24 protein-coding genes, 1 other RNA gene, 1 pseudogene and 1 riboswitch are annotated in these 25,931 nt (G+C 36.4%); of the genes and pseudogenes, 13 read left to right on the top strand and 13 right to left on the bottom strand.

Translation table 11 applies throughout. The annotated features are described in order from the left end of the window. The first annotated feature begins 29 nt into the window (after positions 1 to 29). The 3 genes from TY13_RS00575 (at position 30) to TY13_RS00585 (ending at position 2,894) form a co-directional block, all read left to right on the top strand. On the top strand, positions 30 to 713 hold the full coding sequence (locus tag TY13_RS00575; protein ID WP_042470340.1) for a hypothetical protein: 684 nt from the start codon (positions 30 to 32) through the stop codon (positions 711 to 713). A 96-nt stretch (positions 714 to 809) separates the two neighbouring features. Next, positions 810 to 911, top strand: a riboswitch (purine riboswitch). Positions 912 to 1,026: 115 nt separating this feature from the next. Continuing rightward, positions 1,027 to 1,599: a xanthine phosphoribosyltransferase gene (locus tag TY13_RS00580; RefSeq protein WP_042470342.1), complete on the top strand. Its 573-nt coding sequence runs from the start codon at positions 1,027 to 1,029 to the stop codon at positions 1,597 to 1,599. Positions 1,600 to 1,622: 23 nt separating this feature from the next. Then, positions 1,623 to 2,894 (top strand): nucleobase:cation symporter-2 family protein, encoded by a 1,272-nt coding sequence (locus TY13_RS00585; protein WP_042470344.1) that lies wholly within the window; start codon positions 1,623 to 1,625, stop codon positions 2,892 to 2,894. Positions 2,895 to 3,017: 123 nt separating this feature from the next. On the opposite strand, the gene TY13_RS00590 is transcribed toward TY13_RS00585, so the two are convergent. From TY13_RS00590 to TY13_RS00600, 3 genes are all read right to left on the bottom strand, one after another. Then, positions 3,018 to 3,242 carry a hypothetical protein gene (locus TY13_RS00590; RefSeq protein WP_042470346.1) on the bottom strand — a complete coding sequence of 75 codons (225 nt, stop codon included), beginning with the start codon at positions 3,240 to 3,242 and terminating at the stop codon, positions 3,018 to 3,020. 66 nt (positions 3,243 to 3,308) lie between these two features. Next, positions 3,309 to 3,620: a hypothetical protein gene (locus tag TY13_RS00595; protein ID WP_042470347.1), complete on the bottom strand. Its 312-nt coding sequence runs from the start codon at positions 3,618 to 3,620 to the stop codon at positions 3,309 to 3,311. 72 nt (positions 3,621 to 3,692) lie between these two features. After that, positions 3,693 to 4,250 carry an SLOG family protein gene (locus TY13_RS00600; protein ID WP_042470349.1) on the bottom strand — a complete coding sequence of 186 codons (558 nt, stop codon included), beginning with the start codon at positions 4,248 to 4,250 and terminating at the stop codon, positions 3,693 to 3,695. Between the two features lie 89 nt (positions 4,251 to 4,339). On the opposite strand from TY13_RS00600, the gene TY13_RS00605 reads away from it, so the two are divergent. Beyond that, complete coding sequence (locus TY13_RS00605) at positions 4,340 to 5,248, top strand: DMT family transporter (RefSeq protein WP_042470354.1); 909 nt, start codon at positions 4,340 to 4,342, stop codon at positions 5,246 to 5,248. Between the two features lie 5 nt (positions 5,249 to 5,253). Here the strand turns inward: TY13_RS00605 and TY13_RS00610 are convergent, their stop codons facing one another. Then, complete coding sequence (locus TY13_RS00610) at positions 5,254 to 6,420, bottom strand: MFS transporter (RefSeq protein WP_042470357.1); 1,167 nt, start codon at positions 6,418 to 6,420, stop codon at positions 5,254 to 5,256. Positions 6,421 to 6,524: 104 nt separating this feature from the next. On the opposite strand from TY13_RS00610, the gene TY13_RS00615 reads away from it, so the two are divergent. Next, positions 6,525 to 8,024: an ABC transporter substrate-binding protein gene (locus TY13_RS00615; protein ID WP_042470360.1), complete on the top strand. Its 1,500-nt coding sequence runs from the start codon at positions 6,525 to 6,527 to the stop codon at positions 8,022 to 8,024. Positions 8,025 to 8,069: 45 nt separating this feature from the next. On the opposite strand, the gene TY13_RS00620 is transcribed toward TY13_RS00615, so the two are convergent. From TY13_RS00620 to TY13_RS00635, 4 genes are all read right to left on the bottom strand, one after another. Beyond that, positions 8,070 to 8,636 (bottom strand): hypothetical protein, encoded by a 567-nt coding sequence (locus TY13_RS00620; protein ID WP_042470362.1) that lies wholly within the window; start codon positions 8,634 to 8,636, stop codon positions 8,070 to 8,072. A gap of 449 nt (positions 8,637 to 9,085) precedes the next feature. Then, complete coding sequence (locus tag TY13_RS00625; protein ID WP_042470364.1) at positions 9,086 to 10,273, bottom strand: ornithine--oxo-acid transaminase; 1,188 nt, start codon at positions 10,271 to 10,273, stop codon at positions 9,086 to 9,088. A gap of 261 nt (positions 10,274 to 10,534) precedes the next feature. Further along, positions 10,535 to 11,707, bottom strand: coding sequence for an MFS transporter (locus tag TY13_RS00630; RefSeq protein ID WP_042470365.1), 1,173 nt, complete (start codon positions 11,705 to 11,707; stop codon positions 10,535 to 10,537). A gap of 217 nt (positions 11,708 to 11,924) precedes the next feature. Further along, positions 11,925 to 13,100: a YbfB/YjiJ family MFS transporter gene (locus TY13_RS00635; protein ID WP_042470369.1), complete on the bottom strand. Its 1,176-nt coding sequence runs from the start codon at positions 13,098 to 13,100 to the stop codon at positions 11,925 to 11,927. A 486-nt stretch (positions 13,101 to 13,586) separates the two neighbouring features. Here TY13_RS00635 and TY13_RS00640 point away from each other — a divergent pair, with 486 nt between their 5' ends. Further along, positions 13,587 to 15,191 (top strand): M20/M25/M40 family metallo-hydrolase, encoded by a 1,605-nt coding sequence (locus tag TY13_RS00640; RefSeq protein ID WP_042470372.1) that lies wholly within the window; start codon positions 13,587 to 13,589, stop codon positions 15,189 to 15,191. 39 nt (positions 15,192 to 15,230) lie between these two features. Here the strand turns inward: TY13_RS00640 and speG are convergent, their stop codons facing one another. From speG to TY13_RS00665, 5 genes and pseudogenes are all read right to left on the bottom strand, one after another. Continuing rightward, positions 15,231 to 15,758, bottom strand: a complete 528-nt coding sequence (gene speG, locus TY13_RS00645; RefSeq protein WP_042470375.1) for a spermidine N1-acetyltransferase — start codon at positions 15,756 to 15,758, stop codon at positions 15,231 to 15,233. A 454-nt stretch (positions 15,759 to 16,212) separates the two neighbouring features. Continuing rightward, positions 16,213 to 16,398, bottom strand: a pseudogene (locus TY13_RS00650) (IS5/IS1182 family transposase); the annotation flags it as partial. Between the two features lie 164 nt (positions 16,399 to 16,562). Further along, the gene (locus TY13_RS00655; protein WP_042470380.1) at positions 16,563 to 16,970 is read right to left on the bottom strand and encodes a hypothetical protein; all 408 of its coding nucleotides are present in this window, start codon (positions 16,968 to 16,970) and stop codon (positions 16,563 to 16,565) included. An 872-nt stretch (positions 16,971 to 17,842) separates the two neighbouring features. Next, positions 17,843 to 18,032: non-coding RNA, 6S RNA (gene ssrS, locus TY13_RS19970), on the bottom strand. Positions 18,033 to 18,240: 208 nt separating this feature from the next. Continuing rightward, positions 18,241 to 18,879, bottom strand: coding sequence for a YfbR-like 5'-deoxynucleotidase (locus TY13_RS00665; protein ID WP_195891637.1), 639 nt, complete (start codon positions 18,877 to 18,879; stop codon positions 18,241 to 18,243). A 187-nt stretch (positions 18,880 to 19,066) separates the two neighbouring features. Between TY13_RS00665 and TY13_RS00670 the strand changes: the two genes are divergently transcribed. The 7 genes from TY13_RS00670 to TY13_RS00700 all read left to right on the top strand — a co-directional run bounded on the left by TY13_RS00670 (position 19,067) and on the right by TY13_RS00700 (position 25,924). Beyond that, on the top strand, positions 19,067 to 19,504 hold the full coding sequence (locus TY13_RS00670; protein WP_042470386.1) for a hypothetical protein: 438 nt from the start codon (positions 19,067 to 19,069) through the stop codon (positions 19,502 to 19,504). A 413-nt stretch (positions 19,505 to 19,917) separates the two neighbouring features. Then, positions 19,918 to 20,715, top strand: coding sequence for a basic amino acid ABC transporter substrate-binding protein (locus tag TY13_RS00675; RefSeq protein WP_042470388.1), 798 nt, complete (start codon positions 19,918 to 19,920; stop codon positions 20,713 to 20,715). 82 nt (positions 20,716 to 20,797) lie between these two features. Then, positions 20,798 to 21,502 (top strand): amino acid ABC transporter permease, encoded by a 705-nt coding sequence (locus tag TY13_RS00680; RefSeq protein WP_042470391.1) that lies wholly within the window; start codon positions 20,798 to 20,800, stop codon positions 21,500 to 21,502. Beyond that, a complete protein-coding gene (locus TY13_RS00685; protein WP_042470393.1) occupies positions 21,499 to 22,221 on the top strand; it encodes an amino acid ABC transporter ATP-binding protein in 723 nt (240 codons plus the stop codon). The genes TY13_RS00680 and TY13_RS00685 overlap by 4 nt, the downstream gene beginning before the upstream one ends. Positions 22,222 to 22,752: 531 nt before the next feature. Further along, the gene (locus TY13_RS00690; RefSeq protein WP_042470396.1) at positions 22,753 to 23,721 is read left to right on the top strand and encodes an ABC transporter substrate-binding protein; all 969 of its coding nucleotides are present in this window, start codon (positions 22,753 to 22,755) and stop codon (positions 23,719 to 23,721) included. A 167-nt stretch (positions 23,722 to 23,888) separates the two neighbouring features. Beyond that, positions 23,889 to 24,893, top strand: a complete 1,005-nt coding sequence (locus TY13_RS00695) for a FecCD family ABC transporter permease (RefSeq protein ID WP_042470398.1) — start codon at positions 23,889 to 23,891, stop codon at positions 24,891 to 24,893. After that, positions 24,890 to 25,924 carry a FecCD family ABC transporter permease gene (locus TY13_RS00700; protein WP_042470411.1) on the top strand — a complete coding sequence of 345 codons (1,035 nt, stop codon included), beginning with the start codon at positions 24,890 to 24,892 and terminating at the stop codon, positions 25,922 to 25,924. The genes TY13_RS00695 and TY13_RS00700 overlap by 4 nt, the downstream gene beginning before the upstream one ends. Positions 25,925 to 25,931: the final 7 nt, after the last annotated feature.

Below are 25,931 nucleotides of genomic sequence, written 5' to 3' on the forward strand. Positions count from 1 at the left end.
AATCATTAATTATGAGGGAAGTGAAGAATATGGCGGTATCAGCAGGTTTTTACAAAAAAATAAAAGCATGGGTGACAGATGGTGATGCACAATTAGCTTTTCGCCCATTTCAAGTGGATGGCAATCCGTATAAATCAAAAATGCTAGTAGTAGGTGCATTTGCTACACCTAAAATCGAAAGCGATACAACTGACGAAAGAGTATATATAGAAGCATTAGTGAATGCTCAATTATTTGAAGAGATGTACGGCTTTGAGATGCGACAAAAATCGCGGGAATATTTGGGGACGTTACATTTTATCGAATGGATAAAGGAAGAGCTAAATACTTGTGCAACTATAACGTATATGAATGTACTACAGGCAAGGGATGCTAAGGAGTTCAAGCTAACGCATAAAGAAAATCTCGCACTATATAGTAGGGGTCAGGAAGTTTTCGGAGAAATAGTCGAAGAGTTTCAACCAGAATTTATTGTTTTACATGGTACGGAGGCTGTGCAGCAGTTCAGAACACACTTTGCTGAGCAACTAGCAGATTATTATAGTCAAGTGAACAAAGTGCAACAATTAGAGGAGTATGGTGTTTTTGGAGAGTTACATTGTAAAAATGGTCATATAGTTAAAGTTTTAGCATGTCGCAGTATGAGCTACTATGGTAAAGAGGGCAAAGCATTCCAGCAATTTAAAGAAAAATTGAAAAGCCTGTATAAGTAGTATCACTAAGCTACATAATCAGAAAAGTCTAAAAAAAATTATTATTATAGAACTATTGCATAAAAACGTTTAGATGCTTATAATTGGAACGTTCTTAACTTAAATTTATATTTTACTCATATAATAACGAGAATATGGCTCGTAAGTTTCTACCGACATCCCGTAAAGAAGTCGACTATGAGAAGACATAACAGCAAGCATGTGTGCTACATGTTTTGTTATACGTTCTTTCAGTCTATAAAACTCGAAGGGCTCTTCTCAGTATTGAGATAGCCTTCCGAGTTTTTTTATTATTCTAAAGGAGGAGCTTTACATGAAGCTTTTAAAAGATAAAATTCAGCAAGAAGGAAAAGTATTATCGGACGTTGTATTAAAGGTGGATTCTTTTTTAAATCACCAAATCGATCCAATGTTAATGCAGGCAGTAGGGGAAGAATTCGCAAATCGCTATAGTGATGAAATCATTACAAAGGTATTAACAATTGAATCTTCTGGTATTGCTCCTGCAACATTTTTAGGCTTAGTGCTTGGAGCACCTGTTGTTTTTGCTCGTAAACGTAAATCTTTAACATTGACAGATAATTTATATTCATCAAAAGTATATTCTTTCACGAAAAATGAAGTAAATGAAATTTCAGTTTCCAAAAATTTCTTATCAGCAGATGATCGTGTAATTATTATTGATGATTTTCTTGCTAATGGCGAAGCATTAAAAGGCTTAATAGAAATTGTGCAACAAGCAGGAGCGCATGTTGTTGGCGCAGGCATTGTTATTGAAAAAGGTTTCCAGCAGGGTGGGCAACAATTACGAGAACAAGGCTTACGTATTGAGTCATTAGCAAATATTAAATCGTTAGCAAACGGTAAGGTCGAATTTTTCGATTAGGACTGTAGGAGGTCACACTTTTTATGAATGGCTTTAAGGCAACAGCATTAGGTATTCAGCATTTACTTGCTATGTATGCAGGGGCGATTTTAGTGCCTTTGATTATTGGAGGAGCACTTAATTTTACTCCATCACAAATGACCTATTTAGTAGCAATTGATATTATGATGTGCGGTATTGCGACATTATTGCAAGTATGGAAAGGTAAATATATCGGTATTGGATTACCTGTTGTGCTTGGTTGTACATTTACAGCAGTAAGCCCAATTATCGCAATCGGCTCATCGGGTGGCTTAGGGGATATTTACGGTGCTATTATTGCTTCAGGAGCGATTATCGTATTAATTTCAGGAGTTTTTGGCTTATTAGTACCCTTTTTCCCACCAGTTGTGACAGGCTCGGTCGTTACAATTATCGGAGTTAGCTTAATTCCAGTAGCGATTAACAATATGGGCGGTGGACAAGGTGCGGCTGACTTTGCCTCGGGGTCAAATGTTGGCTTAGCGTTTATTACGCTACTAATTATTTTAGTTATTTACCGCTTTTTTGACGGTTTTATTCGTGCTATTGCAATCTTATTAGGCTTAGTGTTTGGAACAGTTGTTGCGATATTTATGGGCAAGGTGGATTTCACACCAGTCGCAGACGCGGCATGGGGACATCTAGTGCTGCCATTCTATCTAGCAACACCAACATTTGATACGTCCGCTATTATTACGATGACGCTTGTGGCGATGGTATCACTTGTTGAATCAACGGGTGTTTACTACGCGCTTAGTGATATTTGCGAAAAGAAACTATCGTCGAAGGATTTGGCGAAAGGTTATCGTGCAGAAGGTTTAGCTTCTATTATTGGCGGGATTTTCAACGGTTTCCCATATACGACGTTTTCACAAAATGTTGGCTTAATTCAAGTTTCTGGTGTACGTGACCGCAAAGTTATTTTTATTACAGGCGGTATGTTAGTAGCGCTAGGCTTTTTACCAAAGCTTGCTGCCTTAACGACAATTATTCCAACGCCTGTGTTAGGTGCTGCCATGCTAGCAATGTTTGGTATGGTTATTACACAGGGCATAAAAATGCTAGCACCTGAAATTACAAAATCGATGGAAAATGCGATGGTTGTAGCATGTGCGGTTGGGCTAGGTATTGGTGTATCTGTTGTGCCAGAACTGTTCGCTGCATTACCTAAAGAATTCGGCTTAAATATATTAACATCAAACGGCATTGTCTGCGGCTCTGTCACAGCGATTGTCCTGAATATCGTTTTCAATATGATTGGAAGAAAAAAATAGTGGATTTAGGGAAGGGAGTGTCTAAAAATTTATTTTGAGACACTCCCTTTACATTTACTTTAGCGAATATTTGAGGCTGCCTAGAAAGAAGTTTCTATCTAGGCAGCCTTTGATTTTGATGTGTTAAATTTGGCTAAGGAATAGAAAGAAGAAAACCGCTGAAATAACTATGATACCAAACAACGAGGTTATTTTTACATAATTAACAGCTGCTTCACTGACTTCAGGTTGCTCTTTAAATGTCCATCTTCTTCCCCATAAAATAGATTCTTTAGGATTTTTATACGACCGAAACATCAGAAAGTATATAGGGATTGATAGTATGAAAAAAACGATAACAGTGGTCATTCCTAGCCTCCTTCTAGCACAGCTTTAGTTGCCATTTAATTTGGTGAAGTTAAGAAAGATTTTGCTTCATGTCAGCTTCACATAAAAATCTTTACCGTTGTTAATTCCTACAATTTCAGTGTTTTTTATTTTTTTATAATAGTCATCAATCTGTCTTGCGAGGCTTGAATGGCCGTTCAAATAACTACCAGGCTCAATTTTTTTAGCTACATTATGAAATTCAAAATACACTTTCGTATCTTCCTCCATAAGGCTGATAATTTGAGAGAACTCATCAGCAGGAATATGGATACCACGCGTGTAACGGCATTCTCTGCGGTATGTGTCGTGCGAAATGTGGATTGGTTGTTGTTCGTCTGTCATTTCTAATTTAAACATAATGAGCGCCTCCTTAGTATGTTACTTTGCCTGTATTATATCAAAATTCCCTAGTATTGAAAGATGCTCATACTACCAATTCTCTTGCTGTATTTCCTCTGCAATGACTTGTAAATCATAGGCATTTATCGTTAAAAGCTCGTAATTATCATGCTGCTCCATGTATTTCTTTACTAAATTCAGCACGTATTTTGGAGAAGCTTCATTTTCCTCATCATAGACGAGAAGCATAGCGTCAGTATTGTTAATAATGAATTTATCCTTTTCGATAAATTGCCAAGGTGCCTCATAAGGTCGCTTCGTTACACTTGTAACAAAATCAGCCTGTAAAATCATTCGTTGATACTGTTCCTGCTTATGCTCGTTCCAATTTTTCTCCTGTTCTAAAAATGGTGTAATAACAGAATATTTCAAAGTAGGGTATTGTTCTTTCAATGAGCAAACAACCTCTGTAGCCCATAGTTCAACGCCGAGCTGTCCACTAACAATCACCCATTCCAAGCCATCTTCTAGTAGTGTGATTAATTTATTTTCCAATGCTTTTTTTATAATTGTGACGCCGGGATGCTTTTCATTGAAAATGCCAAGCTCGTGTGGCCGATAGCCTGTAATAAAAAGTGTTTTAATCATATAAATCACTCCTTGTGAAAATTAATTGCTTCGTATGTTAAGATGTTTCTAATTGTACGAGATTTTTTGAAGAGAAAGAAGGGAATGGTATGGGGAAAGCTAAAATATATATCATTTTACTTGTCGTAATGCTAGCTTGGGGATTGAATGTTGTTGCCCTAAAGCTATTAGTTTCTTATTTTAGCCCATTAACGATGACTGCTGTGCGTATTTTTATTGCTGGCATTACTGTTGTAGGGATTTTAGCTCTTTTAAAAAAGCTACAAAAACCTACTCGTATCGAGGTTTATGCTATTATGGCTGCCAGCATATTAGGCGTTGTGTTACATCATAGTTTGCTAGCGTTTGGATTGGCAAATACGATGGCCGTGAAGGGCAGTATTATTCTAGGCTTTAGCCCATTATTAACGGCAATACTTGCAATCATTTTTGGTTTTACACAAATGAGCTGGCAACGCTTTTTAGGCTTTATTGTTGGCGCATTTGGAGTGACGATAGCTGTTATGCGTGGTGGTGAAGGAATAACGGGAATAGCAATAGGGGACATCCTCGTCTTTCTATCTATTTTAGCACAAGCATTTAGTTTTTTAATTATTAGTAAAGTATCAAAAACATTAAATCCAGTCGTCCTAACAGGCTATATGATGCTAAGTGGCTCGCTTGTTTTACTATTGCTGGCATTAATTATAGAGCCAGCGCAATTTATCACATTTACTACAGTCGCACCATCAGCAATAGCTTTGTTATTAGCATCTGCTATATTTGCAACTGCCCTAGGTCATGTTATTTACAATTATGCTATTGCTAAAATAGGAGCAGCCGAAACCGCAATTTTCGGTAATTTTAATACACTTTTCAGCTTGCTTGGCACAGCAATTTTACTAAAGGAGCCAATAGGGATGAATCAAATATTTGGTTGCTTGCTCATTATTATTGGTGTGCTGACGGGAACAGGGGCAGTAGAGGCATTTGTACGAAGCCGCAAGTCAGGCACATGAGCAATTTAGAATTGTTTATGTACCTGACTAGTACTACAAAGAAGCATTCCGATAAAGCTAATACCCGCTAATATAAAAAATACGTAGTGAATAGAAAAATTTTTGGCCAGTATGCCAAAAACAGGTGTTAGACAAACGACAGTGCCTTGATTAAAAAACATGCGAATACTGGCCGCACGACCGTGGTATTGTGTCTCTGTTGATATTTGTTGAATGGCTTGAAATGTTGTTCGTATCCATGTTGTACAATATCCAATGCCTGCGCAGCCTACTATAATAAGTGCGATTGATGTATCAAATGCTAGCAACAAAAGACTTGCTATTAGTATAGTCATAATAACTAGTGGAGAAAATCGCTGGAATTTCTTTATGAATTTTGCGCCAAGTAGCCCAGCTAACACACCGCTGATTGAAACTGTTATTTCAAGTATTCCATAAATAGTAGAAGTAGATTTTAAAACATCATACGTATAAGCTGCTAAAAACCCAATGGTTGTATGATAAATCAATTGTCCAATTGCCATGATGGCTAGCAGCTGTAGAAAAAATCGACTAGACAAGGAATAGATAAAGCCTGCCATCATTTCTTTAAATATTGATTGATGGGTACGGGCTGTAGAGGTTTGTTCTGTTGGTAATTGCCAAAGTAAATACAGTGCGATGATTAAGGCTAACACAATGACGAAGGATAGCGTGCTAATCAGTGTTTGCGCAATGAAGAAGCTACTAATAGCAGTGCCTAAAATACCACCAATAATCGTGAAGGAAGCCGATTTTTGAAAAATGACAATCAGATGTTCTTTATTAAAAATGGCAGCTAGATATGCCTGCATAGTTGGTCGTACAATCGACCCGCATAATTGCAGCACCATATTGGATATAATCAACAGAGTAGGCGATATATTTTCGAAATATATTAGAACTATACATATTGTCATAAGCATTAATATTAGTGCCAAGAGCAGTAAATATTTTTTATTGTAACGATCTACAAATACCCCGATAAAAGGTATGCATAATAAGCTTGGCAAAAATCCTAACCCTACAAATAACCCTGTATACATAACATTCTCTGTTTGCTCATAAAGACTCCAAGTAATAAAAATAAAATAAGCGGATAAGGCAAAATCCAGTAATCCTTGTAACCAGATTACTTTTACTAAATGAACCAATCTAAACACTCCCCTTCAAATGCTATAATAAAGCGGACGTAACAAAAGAAAAAGGGACAATTACCGAAGTATATGTCTACTTTTTGAGGTAGGGGGGATGAGTCTTGGAACTGGCATTGCAATTATTATGGTCCCTGCGTAATGAACAGCTATCCATTCATCAGATAGGCGATATGATGCAGTTAAGTGCAAAACAAGTGACCCGCAAAATTAAAAAATGGGAAGCAGAAGGCTGGATACGTTATTATGCAGGCAAAGGAAGGGGACATATATCAAGCGTTCAGTGGTTGCAGGATATCGAAGAGCAATTATTAATAGCATTAAATAACGAATTCAAGCAGAAAAATTTCAAAGCATTAACGGATATAAATATGGCTTATTTCTCAGAGGGATTTCAGCAAAAGGTAGCAACACTATTAACTGAAAATATCGTATCGGATGAAAGAAAAAAAGCATCGATGCTAACAATACCTATTTATAGCAAAAATTTAAATCTTCACCCACATAATTATAGAGATACAGAAAGTGGCTGGGTCCTATCCCATATTTATAGTCGCATAGTAGTTCAAAATAATAATACATTCCAAGGAGATTTAATTCATCATTGGGAGCAATTTGGGCAACGTTTTGTTTTTTATGTACGCCCATATCTTTATTGGCATAATGGAGAAACGGTCAAAATAGAAGAAATCATTCAGTCGATTAAAACAACTTTTATGCTAAATAAATACAGCCATTTTTTCAAAAAACTTATTAGCATAGAAAAATTAACGAATGCCGCCTTTGAAATCACATACATGGAGGAAGGAGAAGAGTTACTTATACTTCTTTCTCAATTGGATTTTAGCTTGTATCATCCGTTAAATTATCGCATTGGAACAGGAGCGTATAAAATAGCTCAGGATGCTAAAGGTGTAGTACAATTAGCCGCCTGCTCTCAATACCACCTTGCACAAGCACTTATTAATAATATTCAATTTGTAACAATACCTTCAACATTGCAAAGAAGGTTGGAGTGGTCAATGCAACAAAATATGGCGCAATACCAGCGCTTTGTGGAGCTAGGTGGAGTTGTATCTGCTTACTTCAATCCTTTTTCCAACAATTTGCAGGAGCGCGAGGTCCGTCTATATATGCTTTGGATTTTAAAGCGATTTTCGCAACAAATAGTGCAAGTAGACTCGCTAAAATCCTCTTGTGTTCATGGAGCCTTATTTAGTCCGCAACGAGTAGATATGCCGCCACTGCGTATTGGCTATATCGTTAATCAATTGAAGTTTGTTGTAGCTTTGCAAAAGTTTTGTGAAGAGCAAGGTATACAAGTAGAGGTAATCAAACTTACGATTGATGATTTACCTGTAAATAATTTATTTGCACAAGTAGATTTATTACTAATAGGGGAGTACCTTGCCCCAACGTTCATTTTAGAAAATGATAAAGAGCATCCATTAGCTATTATTTTTGAAAACTCTAAAGATGAAACATGGTTTGCTGTCTTGTATGAATCTTTCCGTGAAATCTATTACCCCTTTAATTTCAGAAGAGGTGAAGAAAATATTTATGGTTATCCTAATTTAACGAAATGTTGGTTTGGATATAAGTAAGTGCTAGACATACAATCCAAAATGGTTTGTATGTCTAGCACTTTATTACTGTGTTTGCTGTTGCACCCTAATTTGTTTAGAAAACAATCTTACTACCCACATACCAATAACCCCACCAAGTATACTACTTGCCAATGTGAAAATATTTAATATACTTGTGTATTTTAAAATAAACCCTAACTGTGCTAAGACAAGTTCTATTAATTCTAAGGCCAGACAGCTCATAAATATAATTAGTAATGTAGATCCTTTATTGGATATAACGGAAATGAATACACCGATAGGAATCCACAATAACATGCTGTAAATGATTGCTGATGGATTATAACCTGATATAGCGGAATAGAGAGCTTCATAAAGGGTATTTACTTTACTATTACTAGATGAAACATAAACATTTAGTATATCTGCATTTTTAGTAGGAAAAATGATACCTCCCCATTTAATTTGAATGAAGTTAATTAAATAAAGAAAAAAACCATAGAAAACAAGGCGATGCATTTTATTGTTCTCTGATTTTCTAAAATAGTCCAAAAATATATCAATGAAAATATAAACTAACAACAGAATGATTCCAAATGGAACTAAATTATAAATAATTGATGTTGTCATTTACAAAAATCCCCCTAAAATTAGATTTCTTGCTAGTTACTGTTCTTGCTCTAATTGTGTATTTGAATGCTTCCCTTAACCTATAGATCAACTAATTTATGTAATATACTTACAATCATTCTAATAATTATTTTAGAAGTTATTAGAAAAATGTGTAGTATTATATCATAAATATATATATTTCTTGAAGGTGACATAATAGTGTTATAATTTGGAAATCATAATGAGTATTTCACAACACCTTCATAGATTTTGGAAGCGACTAAATGGATTTAATAAATATTTAAAATGTAAAATTGAATTTTGGTTTTGAAGAAAGTTTTAAGATGTTTTGGTCTTTGTTATTATGGAGTTCAGGGAAGCTTAGTTAAGGTATAAATATTAAATAAAAACGAGAAAGAGTGTCAAGCAAGTCAGAATTTAATCTGCTCGCTTGACACCCTCTTTTTTTAGAATACTGATTTAATTTGGTCGATTGCCCAATCTAATTCTTCTTTTGTAATTACTAATGGTGGTGCAAAGCGGATTACTGTATCGTGTGTTTCTTTACATAATAAACCGCGTTCCATTAATTTTTCACAGTATGGACGTGCTGCTTCGTGTAATTCTAAGCCGATAAATAGACCGCGTCCACGAACCTCTTTAATTGCTGGGTGCTCAATTTGGCGAAGTGCTTCTTGGAAGTAGTCACCTAAGCCTTGTGAGCGTGCTGCTAAGTCTTCTTCTTCAAGTACTTCTAGTGATGCAACAGATACCGCACAAGCTAGTGGGTTTCCACCGAATGTAGAGCCGTGTGAGCCTGGGTTGAATACGCCTAAAATATCACGGTTAGCAACAACACATGAAATAGGGAATACGCCGCCACCTAATGCTTTACCTAAAATTAAAACGTCTGGTGTAATATCTTCCCACTCATAGGCGAACATTTTACCTGTACGTGCAAGACCTGTTTGAATTTCATCAGCGATAAATAATACGTTGTTTTCTTCACATAATTGTTTCGCTGCTTTGATGAAGCCAGCTGGTGGGATTAGGATACCCGCTTCACCTTGGATTGGCTCGATGATAAATGCAGCTGTATTTGGCGTAATTGCATTTTTTAATGCATCAATATCGCCATAAGGAATCAAGCTGAAGCCTGGTAATAAAGGACCAAAGCCACGTTGGTAGTCAGCTTCTGAAGATAAAGAAACCGCTGCCATTGTACGACCATGGAAGTTGCCAACACAGCCAATGATATGTGCTTGATTTTCTGCAACACCTTTTACATCATATGCCCAACGACGAGCCGCTTTAATTGCTGTTTCAACAGCCTCTGCGCCTGTATTCATTGGTAATACCATTTCTTTATTCGTTAATTTACTTACTTTTTCATACCATGGACCAAGTTGATCTGAGTGGAACGCACGAGAAGTTAACGTAACGCGATCTGCTTGTTTTTTTAGTGCTTCAATAATTTTTGGATGACGGTGACCTTGGTTCACTGCTGAATAAGCAGATAACATATCCATATATTTATTGCCTTCAGGGTCTTTAACCCATACACCTTCTGCTTCAGAAATAACAATCGGCAGTGGATGATAGTTATTTGCACCGAAATTTTCAGTTTGTGTAATAAGCTGAGCTGTTTTTGTCATAATAAAAATCCCCCTAATTATTAATAGTTTAAACGTAATAAAATGCAAAGAAATTTTGCACTTTATTGTACTCTATACTTATTATAATGCAGAAATTTCTTGCTTTTTTCAAGTTTTATTTTAAAAAATTATTCTTTAGTCGCAGTTATGGCGGAAAATATTATTTTTCCCCTTTCTTTTACTTTTATTCAGCAGGCTTTTCATAAGTAAAAATAAAAAGCTTGAGCCTTCAGAAATTTAAGGCTCAAGCTTTTTCGAATTTTAATAGGTAGTATAATTTTTTGGTTTTTTCCAAAAAATCGTAAGGATCACACCAATACCTAACACTAATGCTGCAAAATAATATGGATAATTGAAATTCACATCAAATAATATACCACCAATAATCGGTCCAAAAATATTTGCTAGGCTTGTAAACATTGAGTTCATTCCGCCTACAAAGCCTTGTTCATTACCTGCAATTTTTGATAAATAAGCAGTAACGGCAGGGCGAATCAAATCAAATCCAACAAACACTAAAAATGTTGTTACTAAAATTGCCATATATGAACTAACAAACGTCATAACAAAGACAAGAATCGTTGAGAAAATTAAAGAGTAGCGAATAAGTGCAATTTCTCCTAACCGCTTCGTTAATCTATCAAATAACACGACTTGTGCAACCGCGCCAACGATGGCTCCACCCGTTATAACGATGGCAATATCTTTCGGTGTAAAGCTAAACTTATGGTCAACGAAAAGGCTAAATAGTGACTCGAAGGCTGCTAAGCCAAATGAAGAAATGAAGATAATTAAAAAGGCAATTAAATACATTGGGACAAAAATACGACGTAATCCTGATTTTTGTTCCTCAGCTTGCTCTTCCTCTATGCTGCGTGTAGGTTCTTTTAAAAATAAAATCGAGCCAATTGCTGCAACTACTCCTAAAACCCCTGCTACATAGAACGGGATACGTGTACCGAACTCCGCTAAAAAGCCGCCGATTCCTGGTCCAATAATAAATCCTGTACTAATCGCTGCAGACATATAGCCTAAAGCTTTGGCACGTGTAGCAACGGTTGTAATATCTGCAATAAAGGCCGTAACAGCTGGCATAATAAAGGCCGCACTAACGCCACCAAGCATACGTGATATGAAAAGAATAGATACAGTTGTTCCCATACCGAATAAAAACTCAGAGAATCCGAAAATAAATAGCCCAATAACAATCATAATTTTACGACCATATCGGTCTACCCATTTTCCTGCAATAGGTGAGATAACGAGCTGTGTAATAGCGAAGGCCGCAACCATATAGCCGACCACTTTGCCGCTTATATTTAATTCATTCATAATTGTTGGAAGAACAGGAATGACGAGGCCGATACCTAGAAATGCGATAAATAAATTTGTTAATAAAATACCTAAGGTGACTTTTGAATCTTTCTTAAACATAAAAAAACTTCTCCTATATAAAATTGTACTCTATATAGAATAAACCCTATAGTAACTATATGGTCAATGTTTTTATATTTAATTTATTAAATCTTTACATTTGATTGAATTAAAAGATGGTAAAAAGTCTGTACATTGTTTAAATTCATTAGCACATTTAGTTTGAATGGGGTTGATAGGGAAGCAGGCTAACACCTGCCCCTCCCTAAATGCCGACTCAGGCTGCCTTTTTCAAAATAGTTTTTCTAATGCTATACCATCTACCAATTAACAAGATGATAAGCGCTAGTGTAACAACAGCTCCTGCAAAAAGAAGAGGTGCTTTATAGCTATTGTAGTGCGCCTCAAATTTGCTCGCTAAAATGGGACCTATGATTTGTCCAAAGGCGTAAAATGTCGTAAGCACAGAGACAACAGTGCCACTTTGTGTTGGAAAGAGTTGGCGTGCATAACCAGTTGACATGGAAACAAGTCCAACGAACGTCATACCGAATAAAAATGCAGAAAGTAATACACTCCATGCTGTTTGTGAAAGAACAGGTAGGATGATGCCGATAATTTGTAAAAGGTAGGCAATTGCCATTGCTTTCACTGGTGAGAGCTTTGACATAAGTGAAACCCATAACGGAGCAGAGGGCACTGCCGCTAAACCTGCGACAACCCAGCTATAACCCGCATATGCACGTAAGCTTTCGATATTGTAAATAATATCAACTAAAAACGTCCCTGTAATAATATAACCCAATCCTTCTAAGCCATAGGCGATAATAAGCCACGGCATAAAACCACGCCAAATATCCGTATCATTTGATTTCGCAATTTTCTCGTTATTATGTACCATCAAATTTCGCCATAGAATAGCAGATGTTGTTGCAAGCAGTGCTGATAAAAAGCCAAGGCCAATCCATGTTCCATCCCAAGCAATGATACTTTCTAAATAAGGAACAACAAGTCCAGAAATGGCAATGCCAAGACCAATTCCACTGAAGACTAATCCAGACCAGCGAGTTAAAATGTGTGCAGCTAAATAATCCATAACGATGCTGGAAGTTAAAACAAAAATAAAGCCACCTGTTAAGCCGGCAATAAAGCGTAAAAGCAACCAGAGAGTTAGAGAATGTGTCAGTCCCATTACAATAATGGAAAGTACATTTAAAGCGACATTTGTCATTAAAAAGGCTTTTTTACGTTTATAAATAAAGGCTGCGCCTAAAGATCCTAGAAAATAGCCAATATAATTGCTTGATGCAAGCCAGCCGCCAATTTGTAATGAAAAGCCCTCGTCCTCACGCATAAAAGGTAAAATAGGTGTGAAGGCAAAGCGACTAATCCCCATCGCTACAACTAAAAATAAAATACCTCCAAATACAATCTTAATATGCTGCCTCTCCATATAAATCCCTTCCTTATAAATTCTGAATAGTAAATAAATTTTATCTTGATTCAGCAGATGTCTTTTTGTATCGAAAGCGAAGCGTCAGATACAAAAAACTCCCACCTCTACAGGTGGTGAGATAAATGCTCTATTTTGTTTTCTATGGTTCAGTGGTTGTACAAACACGCACTGAATCAAGATAAATGCACCGGCGGATGTCACAGATTTTTGAAGAGGAGCTTTTCGAGCAAGCTCGAAAAACATCTGGACGCAATTACGCCAAGGCGTAATTGATTATACCGATAAAATTTATGTTTATAAATAGCATATTGCTATGCATGGGGTGTATATTGACATTTTATAATAGGACAACTATATTCCATTTATACGTGCTCTATCAAATTCAATAACTGCTGCCGAGATTTTTTATTTGAAAAGCCAGTGTTGCTTATTGAATCATTTCATGATGAGTGCAAGATAAAAAGCAACAAAAGGGGAAACTTTATGAAACAATATTTATGGGATACATCAGAAAAACTACGCGCTTTATTATGTGAAATTGTGAGCTGGGACAGTCGAACATTAACAGAAGGGGAAAATGACTTTGCTTATAAATTGCGCAGTGAGTTATTAACAGTACCTTATTTTGCAGCACACGCTAACCATATAGAATTACATGATGCAGGGCAAGGTCGCAATGCGGTGACGGCATTATATAAGCACCCAACAGCAACTGAAACGATTGTCCTGATTAGCCATTTTGATACAGTGCATACAGAGGAATATGGAGAACTTGAGCCTCTTGCCTTTTTCCCAGAGCAGTTGACGAAGAAGCTAATGGAGCCTAAATATTTTAAAGATTTGCCAGAATCTGCGCAAATCGATTTAAAGTCAGGTAAATATTTATTTGGGCGTGGTACAATGGATATGAAGATGGGACTTGCTTTGCATATGCAGCTAATTGAAAAGGCGAGCAATGAAGAGTGGCCAATTAATCTTATACTAACAGCGGTACCTGATGAAGAAGTGAACTCTGCAGGGATGCGCACGGCAGTAGTAGAGCTAGTGAAATTGCGTGAACAATATGGCTTAACATACAAGCTATTTTTAAATAGTGAACCTTCTTTCTCACAAAATCCTACTGATATTAAAGAGTATATTTATTCAGGTACAATCGGAAAAATTATGCCTGCTGCTCTATTCTACGGTAAGGAAACACATGTAGGCGAGCCTTTAAAAGGCATGACGGCAAATTTTATCGGCTCTTATATGACCCAGCATATGGAGTGGAATCCAATTTTCCGTGAGACTGATTTAGGTGAAAGCACGCCGTTACCTGTATCATTGCAACTACGAGATTTAAAAATGGAATACTCTACACAAACGCCATATCGTGCAGCAGCCCTTTATAATGTCTTTTTATTAAAGCGCACTGCATCGGAAATTATGGAGCTGTTTGAGCAAGTAGCAGTTGAGGCAATGGAAGCTTGCAATGCACAATACGCTAAAATTTGCGAGCGTGAGCAAGTGAAGGGTGTAGGCACTGTTAAAGTGTTGCGCTATGAAACGTTATTGCAATATGCTAATAAAAAACTTGGAAAAGAAGAAGTGGCAGCAATTAAGGCACGTGTTATTCGAAACGATAAATGGGATGATAGAGAAAAATCTATCCGCATTGTTGATCAGTTAATGATTCGCTGTCAGGAGTTAGCCCCGGCAACGGTAATTCTTTATGCCCCGCCATACTATCCAGCAATTAATTCATCAGACCATCCTCTTGTGAAAGATGCGATTGAATTAATGAAGAAAACAGCTAAAACATTTGATATTGAAGTGGAGCAAATCCACTATTTTAACGGTATTTGTGATTTAAGCTATGTCAACTATTCCGATGCATCTAGGGAATGGACAGCATTTGAAAAAAATACACCAGTATGGGGAGAAACATATAGTATTCCATTTGAAGCGATGTCAGCATTGCAAGGACCTGTACTAAATGTAGGGCCATTTGGAAAAGATCCACACCAAAAAACAGAACGATTGCATGTAGATAGCGCATTTACAGAAATGCCTGTGATGATTGAAACGTTAATAAAAAGCTTAATATAGTAAAAAGCCCAGTGTTATTGCGCTGGGCTTTTCGCTATATTAAGAATAATTCCCTAAATTATGATGGAAATCGCGCTGGAAAATATACATACGATATGCATCATGGTAAGCACCTGCAGTGAAAAACTCTTCTTTCAGCTCTCCTTCAATTTCGAAGCCTGCCTTTTGATAAATATGAATAGCCTTTTCGTTTTGCTTATCAACGATTAAATATAGCTTGTGTAAGTTGAGGATGTTGAAAGCATATTTCATAGCCAGTACAGTAACTGTATGTGCGTAGCCTTTTCCTTGACAACTAGGATCAATAATAATTTGAAACTCTGCATTGCGGTGAATTAAGTCAATTTCCACTAATTCAACTAAGCCAAGAATTTCTTCATCTTTTTGGATAATGAAGCGTCTTTCACTTTGCTTATGGATATGCTTTTCAAATAAGTCCTGTAATTCTACAAATGACTCATAAGGCTCCTCAAACCAATATGACATAATTCTAGAATCATTATTAAGCTTGTGCACATACTTTAAATCTTCGCGTTCTAATGGTCTCAATTTAATACGATTATCCATTTGGCACTCCTCCGAAAACTAATAATAACTATTTTTATTTTATAAAAGTACATGAAATTTTTCACTTTTTTTCTCTGTAAAGCAATAAAATTATTTAATTTATTATGATTCAGTAGATGTTTGTACACCCACTGAATCATAATAGAAGTCCTAGCTGATGACATAAATCTTGAAGGAGGGCTGCATGACGCAGGTTTGTTAACCATAGGTGGAGGAATGAAGGTTTTAGATAAACTTCTGATAGTCAGTTCGAAAAAAATCTGGACTAGAGTTTGCCGAGGAGTAACGGATTAAGTAAGAATTTGTTCAATTTCTGTTCAGAATAATGTAGTGATTTAGTAAAATAATCTTGTCAAAAAAATAAACATATAACACTAAAAGAGGCTGGGACAAAACTAGCTTCAATTAGTGAGAAATCCGAATTTGAATTCATTCAAATTCGGATTTCTCTATAAATAATTTTAAGCATCATGCGTGGGTGATACGATGGGCAACCTGTTTGGCGTTGGAAGGAGTCAAAGGCTCTCTCTGGTATACTTTCGACTAAATAATGGATGGCAAAAGCAATATCATTTTCTTGTAGTTGAACGGCTAAATCGAGAGGCAAAACTAATTGATTCATGTTATAATTTTTAAACATAAGGACCCTTCTTTCGTATAAAATTTGGTGTGGTAACTTTATTTTATCAAAAGTGGTCCTTATTTTTATTTGAAAATTAATGAAAGCCGGTGAAATTTTACGACGAGTAAAATTTCACCGGCTTTTTCAGCTCAGAGGTGGGTTTTGTCCCAGCCTCTTTTAAATTATGGATATGTTACAGTCCCTGAATAGTTAAACTCACCTTGAGCTCCGTACGAATTCAAACTAAAAGCATAAATTGTATACGTTTTACCTGCCACTACTGGGAAAGAGAAATTTACACTACCATTCCCATCAAATTGCTGGAAGAACACTGAGCTAATACCTGTTTCAGCCATGTAATAATTGCTGAACTTAGGCTTGTTTAAATTGGGAGTATATGCATTTTGATACCCTCGCACAGTTGCTGTACCATCAGCAGTAGGTGTGAATGAAGTAAGGTTAAATTTAGTAGCAGTCATGCTCCCAGGGAAAGTCTTATTGTAGCTAGTAGTTTCAGCTGCAGCCACAGGAGCAACATTAGCAACAATCAGTAATGCAATTGTTAGTATTAGCATTGAAATTTTTTTCATATGTATCACCTCCATTTGTACCAATTATTACATATAAGTGGAATAAAATGAATGTTTTAAAGAGAAAAGGGGTGTTATTTCCTGTTTTTACTGTAATATAAGTATAATTATATATTTTTCAATAAAATTACATTAATTTAATTCCTAATATTTCTATATTTTTAAGAAAAATATATTACGACTTGTAAAAATACATCATGAAGCACAATATAAATACAAATAAACTTTCTTTTTGTAAGCAGATTCTTTAGTTGTAACAATTTTTTGTACTAAAAATGAAGATATTTATTCTAAATTCAATTACACCTTGGTGGTGTTCTTACACTGAGTTCCTCTATTTCAGTGAAGGTTTGTTTACTCATTGAATTATAGAAAACATAATATAGCATTCATCTCATCACCTGTATAGGTGGGAATTTTCTGTATCTGTACCGGATGCTCTGCCTTTGCAACAGAACAACATTTTGCTCCTGTGGTTACTCGTCGCAAATAATCTTTGCTGAATCAAGATAAATGAATGATTTTGTTAGAGGTGAATTAAAAGATAGAGGCATAAAAAGTGACAAGGGTTAATGATTCCTGAATATATCAATTGATAACATAGCTGGATACTTTATGTAATATTGCTGTTAAAGCATCAATAGGGTTTGTAATGAACTTTTGAGAAGTTTGATAAATAGTTTGGATATTTCAAGTGAGGACTAGGAAACAGGGAATGGTGCGAGCTATAAAAAAGACCACCCATAATTGAGTGGCCTGCAAATAATCACATTATTTATTGCGAATTTTTATTCTAACGTCTCATTTACCAGCTTAAAATGTGTTTGTAAAAATTTATTTTCGTTTATAAATGTTGTTACATCAACATCTATAAAAAAGCCACATTGCCGTAAATATATAGAAAGTTTTAAACCACACTTCTCCAAGTGGGTGTCCGCATGAGCATTCCTGTTTATCCCTGGGTCAAAAGAGCCAAGGCCCGCCATTCCAGCTCGGATATAAAACTCCCTGTTACTGTATAAAGGTTAAAACTTAATATTAATACGTACAACGTAGCTTGTTTTTTATTGTAGAGCAACTATTAATCGAGTGCAAGTAAGTGTGTTTGTGCAAATTTGTCAAATGATAACATAGTGGAATTTTATTCTTCCTTCACCATAGCTATCGTTCTTTAATAAACATTAAAACAATAAAATTGGTTATAATTGGCGATTTCATATCTGATTTTTGCAATAAAAAAAGCCTTCCTCTTTAATAGGAAAACTTTGGATTAAAGTTTATTCAAAATTTCATTTGTGAGTGTAGCGACATCGATATGTGTGTCCTCCTGCATCGCATCCTTTAGAATTTCTGTACGGAAGTATTGCACCGTTGCATCTAAAGGGATTAAAAGTAGCTTTGCTAATGCGTTTTGATACATATGGACAAACTCCGTGTCAGTATTACCGCGTTTTAACTCTGCAAAGGCCTCGTAAAATTGATCGAGCTTGTCTGCGAATTCTAGCAAACGTCCTTCGGTTGTCGCGTCCTTACCTTCCTTCATACGCTCGAAAAAAATATCTTGGAAATCGGGGGGGATTTCTTCCCGAATAAATTTCTCCATCATCTTTTCTTCAACATGTGCAAGCATTTCCTTCAATTCTGGAGAGGCATGTTTGACAGGCGTTTTAATATCGCCGATAAATACCTCAGCAAAGTCATGATTAATTGTTTTTTCATATAAAGCTTTCCAATCGATTGCATTGCCAGCGCGTTCCTCTAAAGTAGCAAAAAACATCGCATATTGTGATACTTTCCACGAGTGTGCAGCTACATTGTGTTCCTCGAATTTAAAGCGACCAGGACAGCGGATAATGCGCTCCAAATCATTTAAGCTTGTGAAAAAACGATGAATACCTATAACAATCACTCCGTTTCTAGTTGATGTTGAGAATGCTTGTCAAAAGGGAGGTATGAACAAGCATCCTCACTTACAGCATACTTTAATTTATACCCAAAAAGTATAGAGAACTAAACATTTAACATTTTGTTAACAACAACTTTACAACATAACGATGCTATACTGAGAAAAGAAACAAGTAAAGAGGTGTAGGGATTTGCTACTTTTCAATATTTTACTTTATATACATATCGCAAGTGCAGTTGTATCAATTGGTCCTTTGTTTGCATTGTTTTCTATTTTAAAGCGAATGGAAACGGCAGAAGAATCTACGTTAATCGGTTATGTACAGTCATTTCAAGCGGGCATTACAACAGTGAAGCATGGAGGACATGTGCTCGTGTTATCAGGAATTCTTCTAATTTGGAGGGGAGGCTGGGCATGGCATACATCATGGATTGTGTTAACAATCGCTTTAATGGTTGCCTCAATTTACTTTCTAGCGCAAGCCTTTAAGCCAACGATGAAAACATTTGGTACACCTGCATTCAATCGAATGCAGTTTATAAAAAAACTAAGACGCTCTACATGGTTATATGTGGTGTTGTTACTCGTTATGCTTTGGTTTATGGTGGCAAAGCCTATTTTTTGGTAGTGAGGTAATATTTTCTGTATATATAGTTTTTTCTGAAAACTATTGCTTTCCTCCTAATAATATTACTATAATAAACACAAGTTTTATTTTTCTGAATTATTTTAATCTTTTTTCGGTAACAAATGTTTTTGATATTAATAGTGGAGAGATAGATAGAGAGAATATCCATCACTATAGCTGGCGAGATGTCTACCTGTTTTAGTTTTAATCCAGCTAACGTCAAACTTGTGCTGAATCAAGATAAAGCCTTTGGTGGATGTCATAGATTTTAAAGATTGGTCTATATGGATTAATCATTGTCACAAAATGTGAAGGTGTCCACTAGCCAGCTCGAAAAAATCTAGACTTAAGTGAGTGGAGGCTTAATTGATAAGGAAGATGAAGGAACTTATTTAGTATAGGGGGAGAATGTTATGAAACAAAAATTTTCAACATTATTAATAATTGCTGTGGCAATGCTTGTATTAGCAGCTTGTGGAACAAAAGAGGGGGCTAAGTCAGGTAGCGATACAAGCTCTGACGGCGGCGATAACAAAGTGTATGTAGTAGGAACAGAAGCTACATTTGCACCATTTGAGTCAATTGATGCAAACGGAAATATTGTTGGTATTGACGTAGATGTGTTAAATGCAATTGCAGATGAAGTTGGCATTCAAGTAGAATGGAGAAACATTGGGTGGGACGCAGTTTTCTCAACGATTAATAATAAAGAAACAGATATTGGTGGATCTGGTATCACAATCACTGAAGACCGAAAAAAAACATTTGATTTTACAGAGCCATATTATGAATCAAAGCTATTAATCGTTGTACCAAGTAACTCAAAAGTTAAATCACTAGACGAATTAAAAGATAAAAAAATTGCTGTACAAATTAATGCAACTGGACATGTTGCTGCTAAGAAGCTTCAAGGTGAAACGAGCACAAACATTTTAGCATTTGAAAGTCAGCCATTTGCGATTCAAGAAATGCTAAATGGCAATGCAGATGCAGTAATTGGTGACAATGCTGTTGTCTACGAATATATGAAGGCAAACCCAGATAAAAAATTAAAAGTTATCGAAGACGCTGCCTTTGAAAAAGAATATTATGGTTTCATGGTACGTAAAGGAAATACAGAATTACTAGATAAATTAAACGAAGGTTTACAAAAAATTAAAGATAATGGAAAGCTAAAAGAAATTACAAATTCAGAGTTTTGGAAAGAGTAGTATGAGATTACATTCAGAGAACACGCTTCTCTGAATGTAATCTTTAATTAGATGTAATTTCTATTAGGAAGTAGGCTGGCATATGGATTTATTAAATTTACAGTGGGAAGTTATCTGGAATTATCGGGACATGTTTATACGAGGTGTGGGTATAACACTTCTTTTAACTTTAGCAGGTTATTGCGGTGGTATTGTTTTAGGGTTAATGCTAGGGCTTGGGCAAGTATCAACAAAAAAATGGATCTATTGGCCATGCAAAATTTATGTAGATTTAGTACGTGGTACGCCTATGCTTGTGCAACTTTTAATTATTCACTTAGCATTATTTCCAACGATTTTCGGGCATTCGCTAGGGTATTTGGCATCTGGTATTACAACCCTTGTTTTAAACTGTGCAGCATACAACGCGGAAATTTTCCGTGCAGGTATTCAAAGTATTGCTAAAGGACAAATGGAGGCGGCACGTTCACTTGGGTTAACACATGGACAGGCGATGCGCAAAGTCATTTTACCGCAAGCATTAAGACGTATGATACCACCACTTGGGAATGAATTTATTGCATTATTAAAAGATTCTTCATTAGTAATGGTTATTGCTGCGCCAGATATTTTATACGCAAGTAAAGTAATTGCTGGTGCTACATTTAGACCATGGGAGCCGTATCTTTTCGCAGCTTTTTTATACTTAATACTGACGTATACGGCAACGAAGATTATCGCATTTATTGAGAAGCGTTATAGCAATAGCTACATCCCTCGTAAAGCGAAAGGGAGGTTAGCGCGATGATTAAAATAGAAAATTTGCATAAATCCTTTGGCGAACTTGAAGTATTAAAAGGTATCGATTATGAAATACATGAAAAACAAGTTGTTTGTGTAATTGGTCCATCTGGCTCAGGGAAAAGTACATTTTTGCGTTGTATTAACTTACTTGAAGATATAACAGATGGCGCAATCTACATTGAAAAGGTTAAAGTGAACGATCCAAAGACGAATATTAATGAGATTCGTGCAGAAGTAGGGATGGTGTTCCAACAGTTTAACCTTTTCCCACATATGAATATTATTGAAAATGTCATAATGGCGCCAATGCAAATACGTAAAATGAGCCGTGCAAATGCAGAAGCGCTTGCACATGAATTATTGAAAAAAGTAGGCTTGGATAGTAAAGCATACAACTACCCAGAGCAGCTTTCAGGTGGACAACAGCAACGTGTAGCGATTGCGCGCGCACTTGCGATGAAGCCCAAAGCAATACTATTTGACGAGCCAACCTCAGCGCTTGACCCTGAAATGGTAAAAGAAGTGCTAGAAGTAATGAAGAACCTAGCATTAGAAGGAATGACGATGATTGTTGTCACACATGAAATGGGCTTTGCGCGTGAAGTAGGCGACCGTGTTGTCTTTATGGATGGCGGCTATATCGTCGAGGAAGGCACACCAGACGAGCTTTTTGGTAATCCAAGAAATGACCGTACAAAGGCGTTTTTAGGGAAAGTATTATAAAAATGAAATAGCTGAGAGAAAATACGGGTACTAGCCTATATTTCCTTTCGGCTATTTGTGCTTTTATAGCAAAAATAGAAAAACACTCGAATTACAAATAATATAGAAGATTATTTGAATCAGGAGTTAATTGACATTCATTTTAATTTTCATCTTGATAGATTGTGTCGTAATTATTTGTTAGTCCCATTGAATAAGCGGCTGCAAAGCTTGTATCGATTGACGCTAAAGTTCAAGCAGATGTGGTAATTTCAGAGATTGTAAAGGAGGTGCTGGATGTAATTAATGGTTTTCGAGTAAAGTATATCTTATAGGCTTTTGATAATCCAAAAACGACCATACAAAAGTATTATAAAAGTAAAACCGCCCAGAAAAAGAGCATCCTTTTGGGCGGTTTTTCCGCGAAATGAATCTTATAAATAGAATGCATAAAAAAATTTTGCAAATATTAATAATTCTCATTGAAAATGATAATCAATTGCATTATTATTTAATAGTATTGAAAATCAATATCATTTAGGAGATGGATAAATGAATAAGAAATTAGGTTTATTATTTTCAACTATAATTGCAGCATTGCTAGTTTTAGCGGCATGTGGCAGTTCATCAAATAAAGAAGAGGAAAATTCTTCAGATAAGGAATCAACCGACGAGTCTACACGTGTAATCGAACATGTATTAGGTAAAACGGAAATTAAAGGTAAGCCGCAAAAGATCGTTACATTATACCAAGGAGCAACAGATACAATTACACAATTTGGTGTGAAGCCTGTTGGTGTTGTTGAATCATGGGCAGAGCAGCCAATGTATGAATACATTAAAGCGGAGGTTGGAGATGCGAAGATAGTTGGTCAAGAAACGCAGCCAAACTTAGAGGAAATTGCAGCTTTACAGCCTGATTTAATTATTGCTACACAAGTACGTCACGAGGAAATTTATGAGCAGCTTTCTCAAATTGCTCCAACTATTGTGAATACAACTTTATATGATATTCGTGAAACAACAGATCTTATAGGAAAAGCTTTAGGTGAAGAAGACAAGGCTAAAGAGTTAATGACTGCTTGGGATGCACGAATTGCTGATTTCAAAGAGAAAATTGCAGCAAAAGGAAATTATCCGCTTAGCGTAGCAGTTACAAACTATCGTGAGGATCATGCTCGTATTTATGTGCAAGGGTTCGCTGGTTCGATTTTAACAGAGCTGGGCTTTACTGAACCAAAAAATTTAGTTGGACAAAACCTTGAAATTGTAAAGCTTACAGATAAGGAGTCTATTTCAAATATGAATGCAGATGTTATTTTCCAATTCATGGAGGATAATGCTGCTGTAAAGAGTACACATGAGGAGTGGACGAAGCATCCTCTTTATGCAAATCTAGATGCAGTAAAAAATAATCAAGTGTTTACTGTAAATGAAATCATTTGGAACTTTGCTGGCGGTTTAAAGGCAGCAAATTTGATGCTAGATGATTTATACGCACATTTTGGTCTTGAACAATAAGAGAGAGGGAGCCGTCTGAAAAGTAAATTTGAGACGGCTCCTTTGCGACGAGTAACCGCAGGAACATGTGGTTTTTAGCAAATATTTAATGTAGAAGTAAGTGCTGTCTGAAAGGGTATTACATTTTCAAGCAGCACTATATTTTCATTACTTGAAGAGGGTATGCTATGTTACATTCCATACAATTTAAAACAGTTGGTTTGATATTTTTAGTTGGATTAGTAGGAGTTCTTTATTTTTGTAGCCTTGCTATGGGGCAAACTTCTATATCATTTCCGCTTGCATTGGAGGTTATCACAAATTATGACCCAAACAATGAGGCGCATATAATTGTCGCAACAAGTAGGCTTGCTCGTGCAACAATTGCATTAACCGTAGGTATTGCACTAGCTATTGCTGGTATTTTAATTCAATCCTTAACGCGCAATCCATTAGCGGCCCCTGACTTACTTGGTATTAATGCCGGAGCTATTTTCTTTATTGTGTTTGCACTAACATGGCTAAATATGCAGTCACTTACACAATATATGTGGTTTGGCTTTTTAGGTGCAGCTGTAGCGGCAGTAGGGGTGTTTCTTTTAAGTAATATTGGGCGTGATGGCGTTACACCAATGAAGGTAATATTAGCTGGTACTGCACTTTCTGCATTTTTTATCTCTTTCACACAGGGGATGCTAGTTCTTGATGAACAATCCATTCAAACTGTATTATTTTGGCTAGCGGGTTCGATTGCAGGAAGAGACGTACAAATGTTATTTGATGTGCTACCATTACTCGTCATCGCGATTATTGTAAGCGGCTTTATGGGAAAGGCAATGAATATTTTTAGCTCTGGCGATGATGTCGCAAAAAGCCTTGGGCAAAATGTTGCGATTTTAAAGTTATTGATGGGTGGATTAATTATTGTACTTGCAGGCGGCTCAGTAGCGATTGTTGGATCAATTGGCTTCATTGGTTTAATCGTTCCGCATATTGCAAAGGGATTAGTCGGCAATGATTATCGTTGGATGATTCCATATGGTGCATGTATTGGAGCTGCACTATTAATCGCTGCAGATATTTTAGCTCGATTTTTAATTAGCCCAATGGAGGTGCCTATTGGTGTAATGACTGCATTTATTGGTGGCCCATTCTTTATTTACTTAGCTAAAAAAGGGGTGTCGAGACAATGAAATATTGGAATATGCGCTTGTTTCAAAGCAAGGCATCCTTTCAGCTTTCAAGAAAATGGCTAGTTACATTAATTACAGGTTTGTTGCTGCTGCTAGTTATTTTCATGCTAAGCCTTTCAGCAGGAAGCAATTATGTTTCCCCAATTGATGTGTTGCGGCAGTTATTTAATCAAACAGATGAATTTACATTCGTCATTGAAACATTGCGATTACCTCGTGTCCTACTAGCTATTTTAGTTGGAGCTGCTTTAGGTGTATCGGGGTTAATACTACAAAGTATTGTTCGCAACCCATTAGCTTCACCTGATATTATAGGGATTACAAGTGGTGCTTCATTTGGTGCGGTACTGTTTATTACCTTGGCTACTGGTGTTATTAGTATGGCATTTCTTCCATTAGCCGCGATTTGTGGTGGTCTTCTAACGGCAAGCCTCATTTATATGTTATCGTGGAATAAAGGTGTTACGCCTGTCCGACTTGTATTAATCGGAATTGGTATTTCAGCTATTTTAAAATCAGGTGTTACATTTTTATTAGTTTTCAGTGATACATATATTGCTTCTAAAGCTTATATTTGGTTAACGGGTAGCCTATATGCTGCAACATGGCAGGATGTGATGTCACTTAGCTGTTGGTTGTTAATCCCATTGCCAACGATTCTCTGGCTTGGTCGTAGTATGAATGTGACGGAGCTGGGTGATGATGTAGCTATTAGTATGGGGATACGCCTACAACGGCAGCGTTTTTTATTTCTAGCATGTGCGGTACTGCTGGCCGGTAGTGCAGCCGCGTTTGTTGGGGGAATAGAATTTGTGGGGCTAATGGCTCCCCATATTGCACGTCGATTAGTAGGGCGCTCATTTATTGGTTTAGTACCGATTACAGCGATTATTGGTGCATTGCTTGTACTCGTCGCGGATTTAATTGCTAGAACAATGTTTTTACCACTCGATATTCCTGCTGGTGTCTTTACAGCGGCAATCGGTGCACCATTCTTCATCTTTTTACTATTCAGAACGCGCAATCGATAGGAGGTTT

This window comes from Bacillus ndiopicus, assembly GCF_000612805.1.
Classification (GTDB): domain Bacteria; phylum Bacillota; class Bacilli; order Bacillales_A; family Planococcaceae; genus Metasolibacillus; species Metasolibacillus ndiopicus.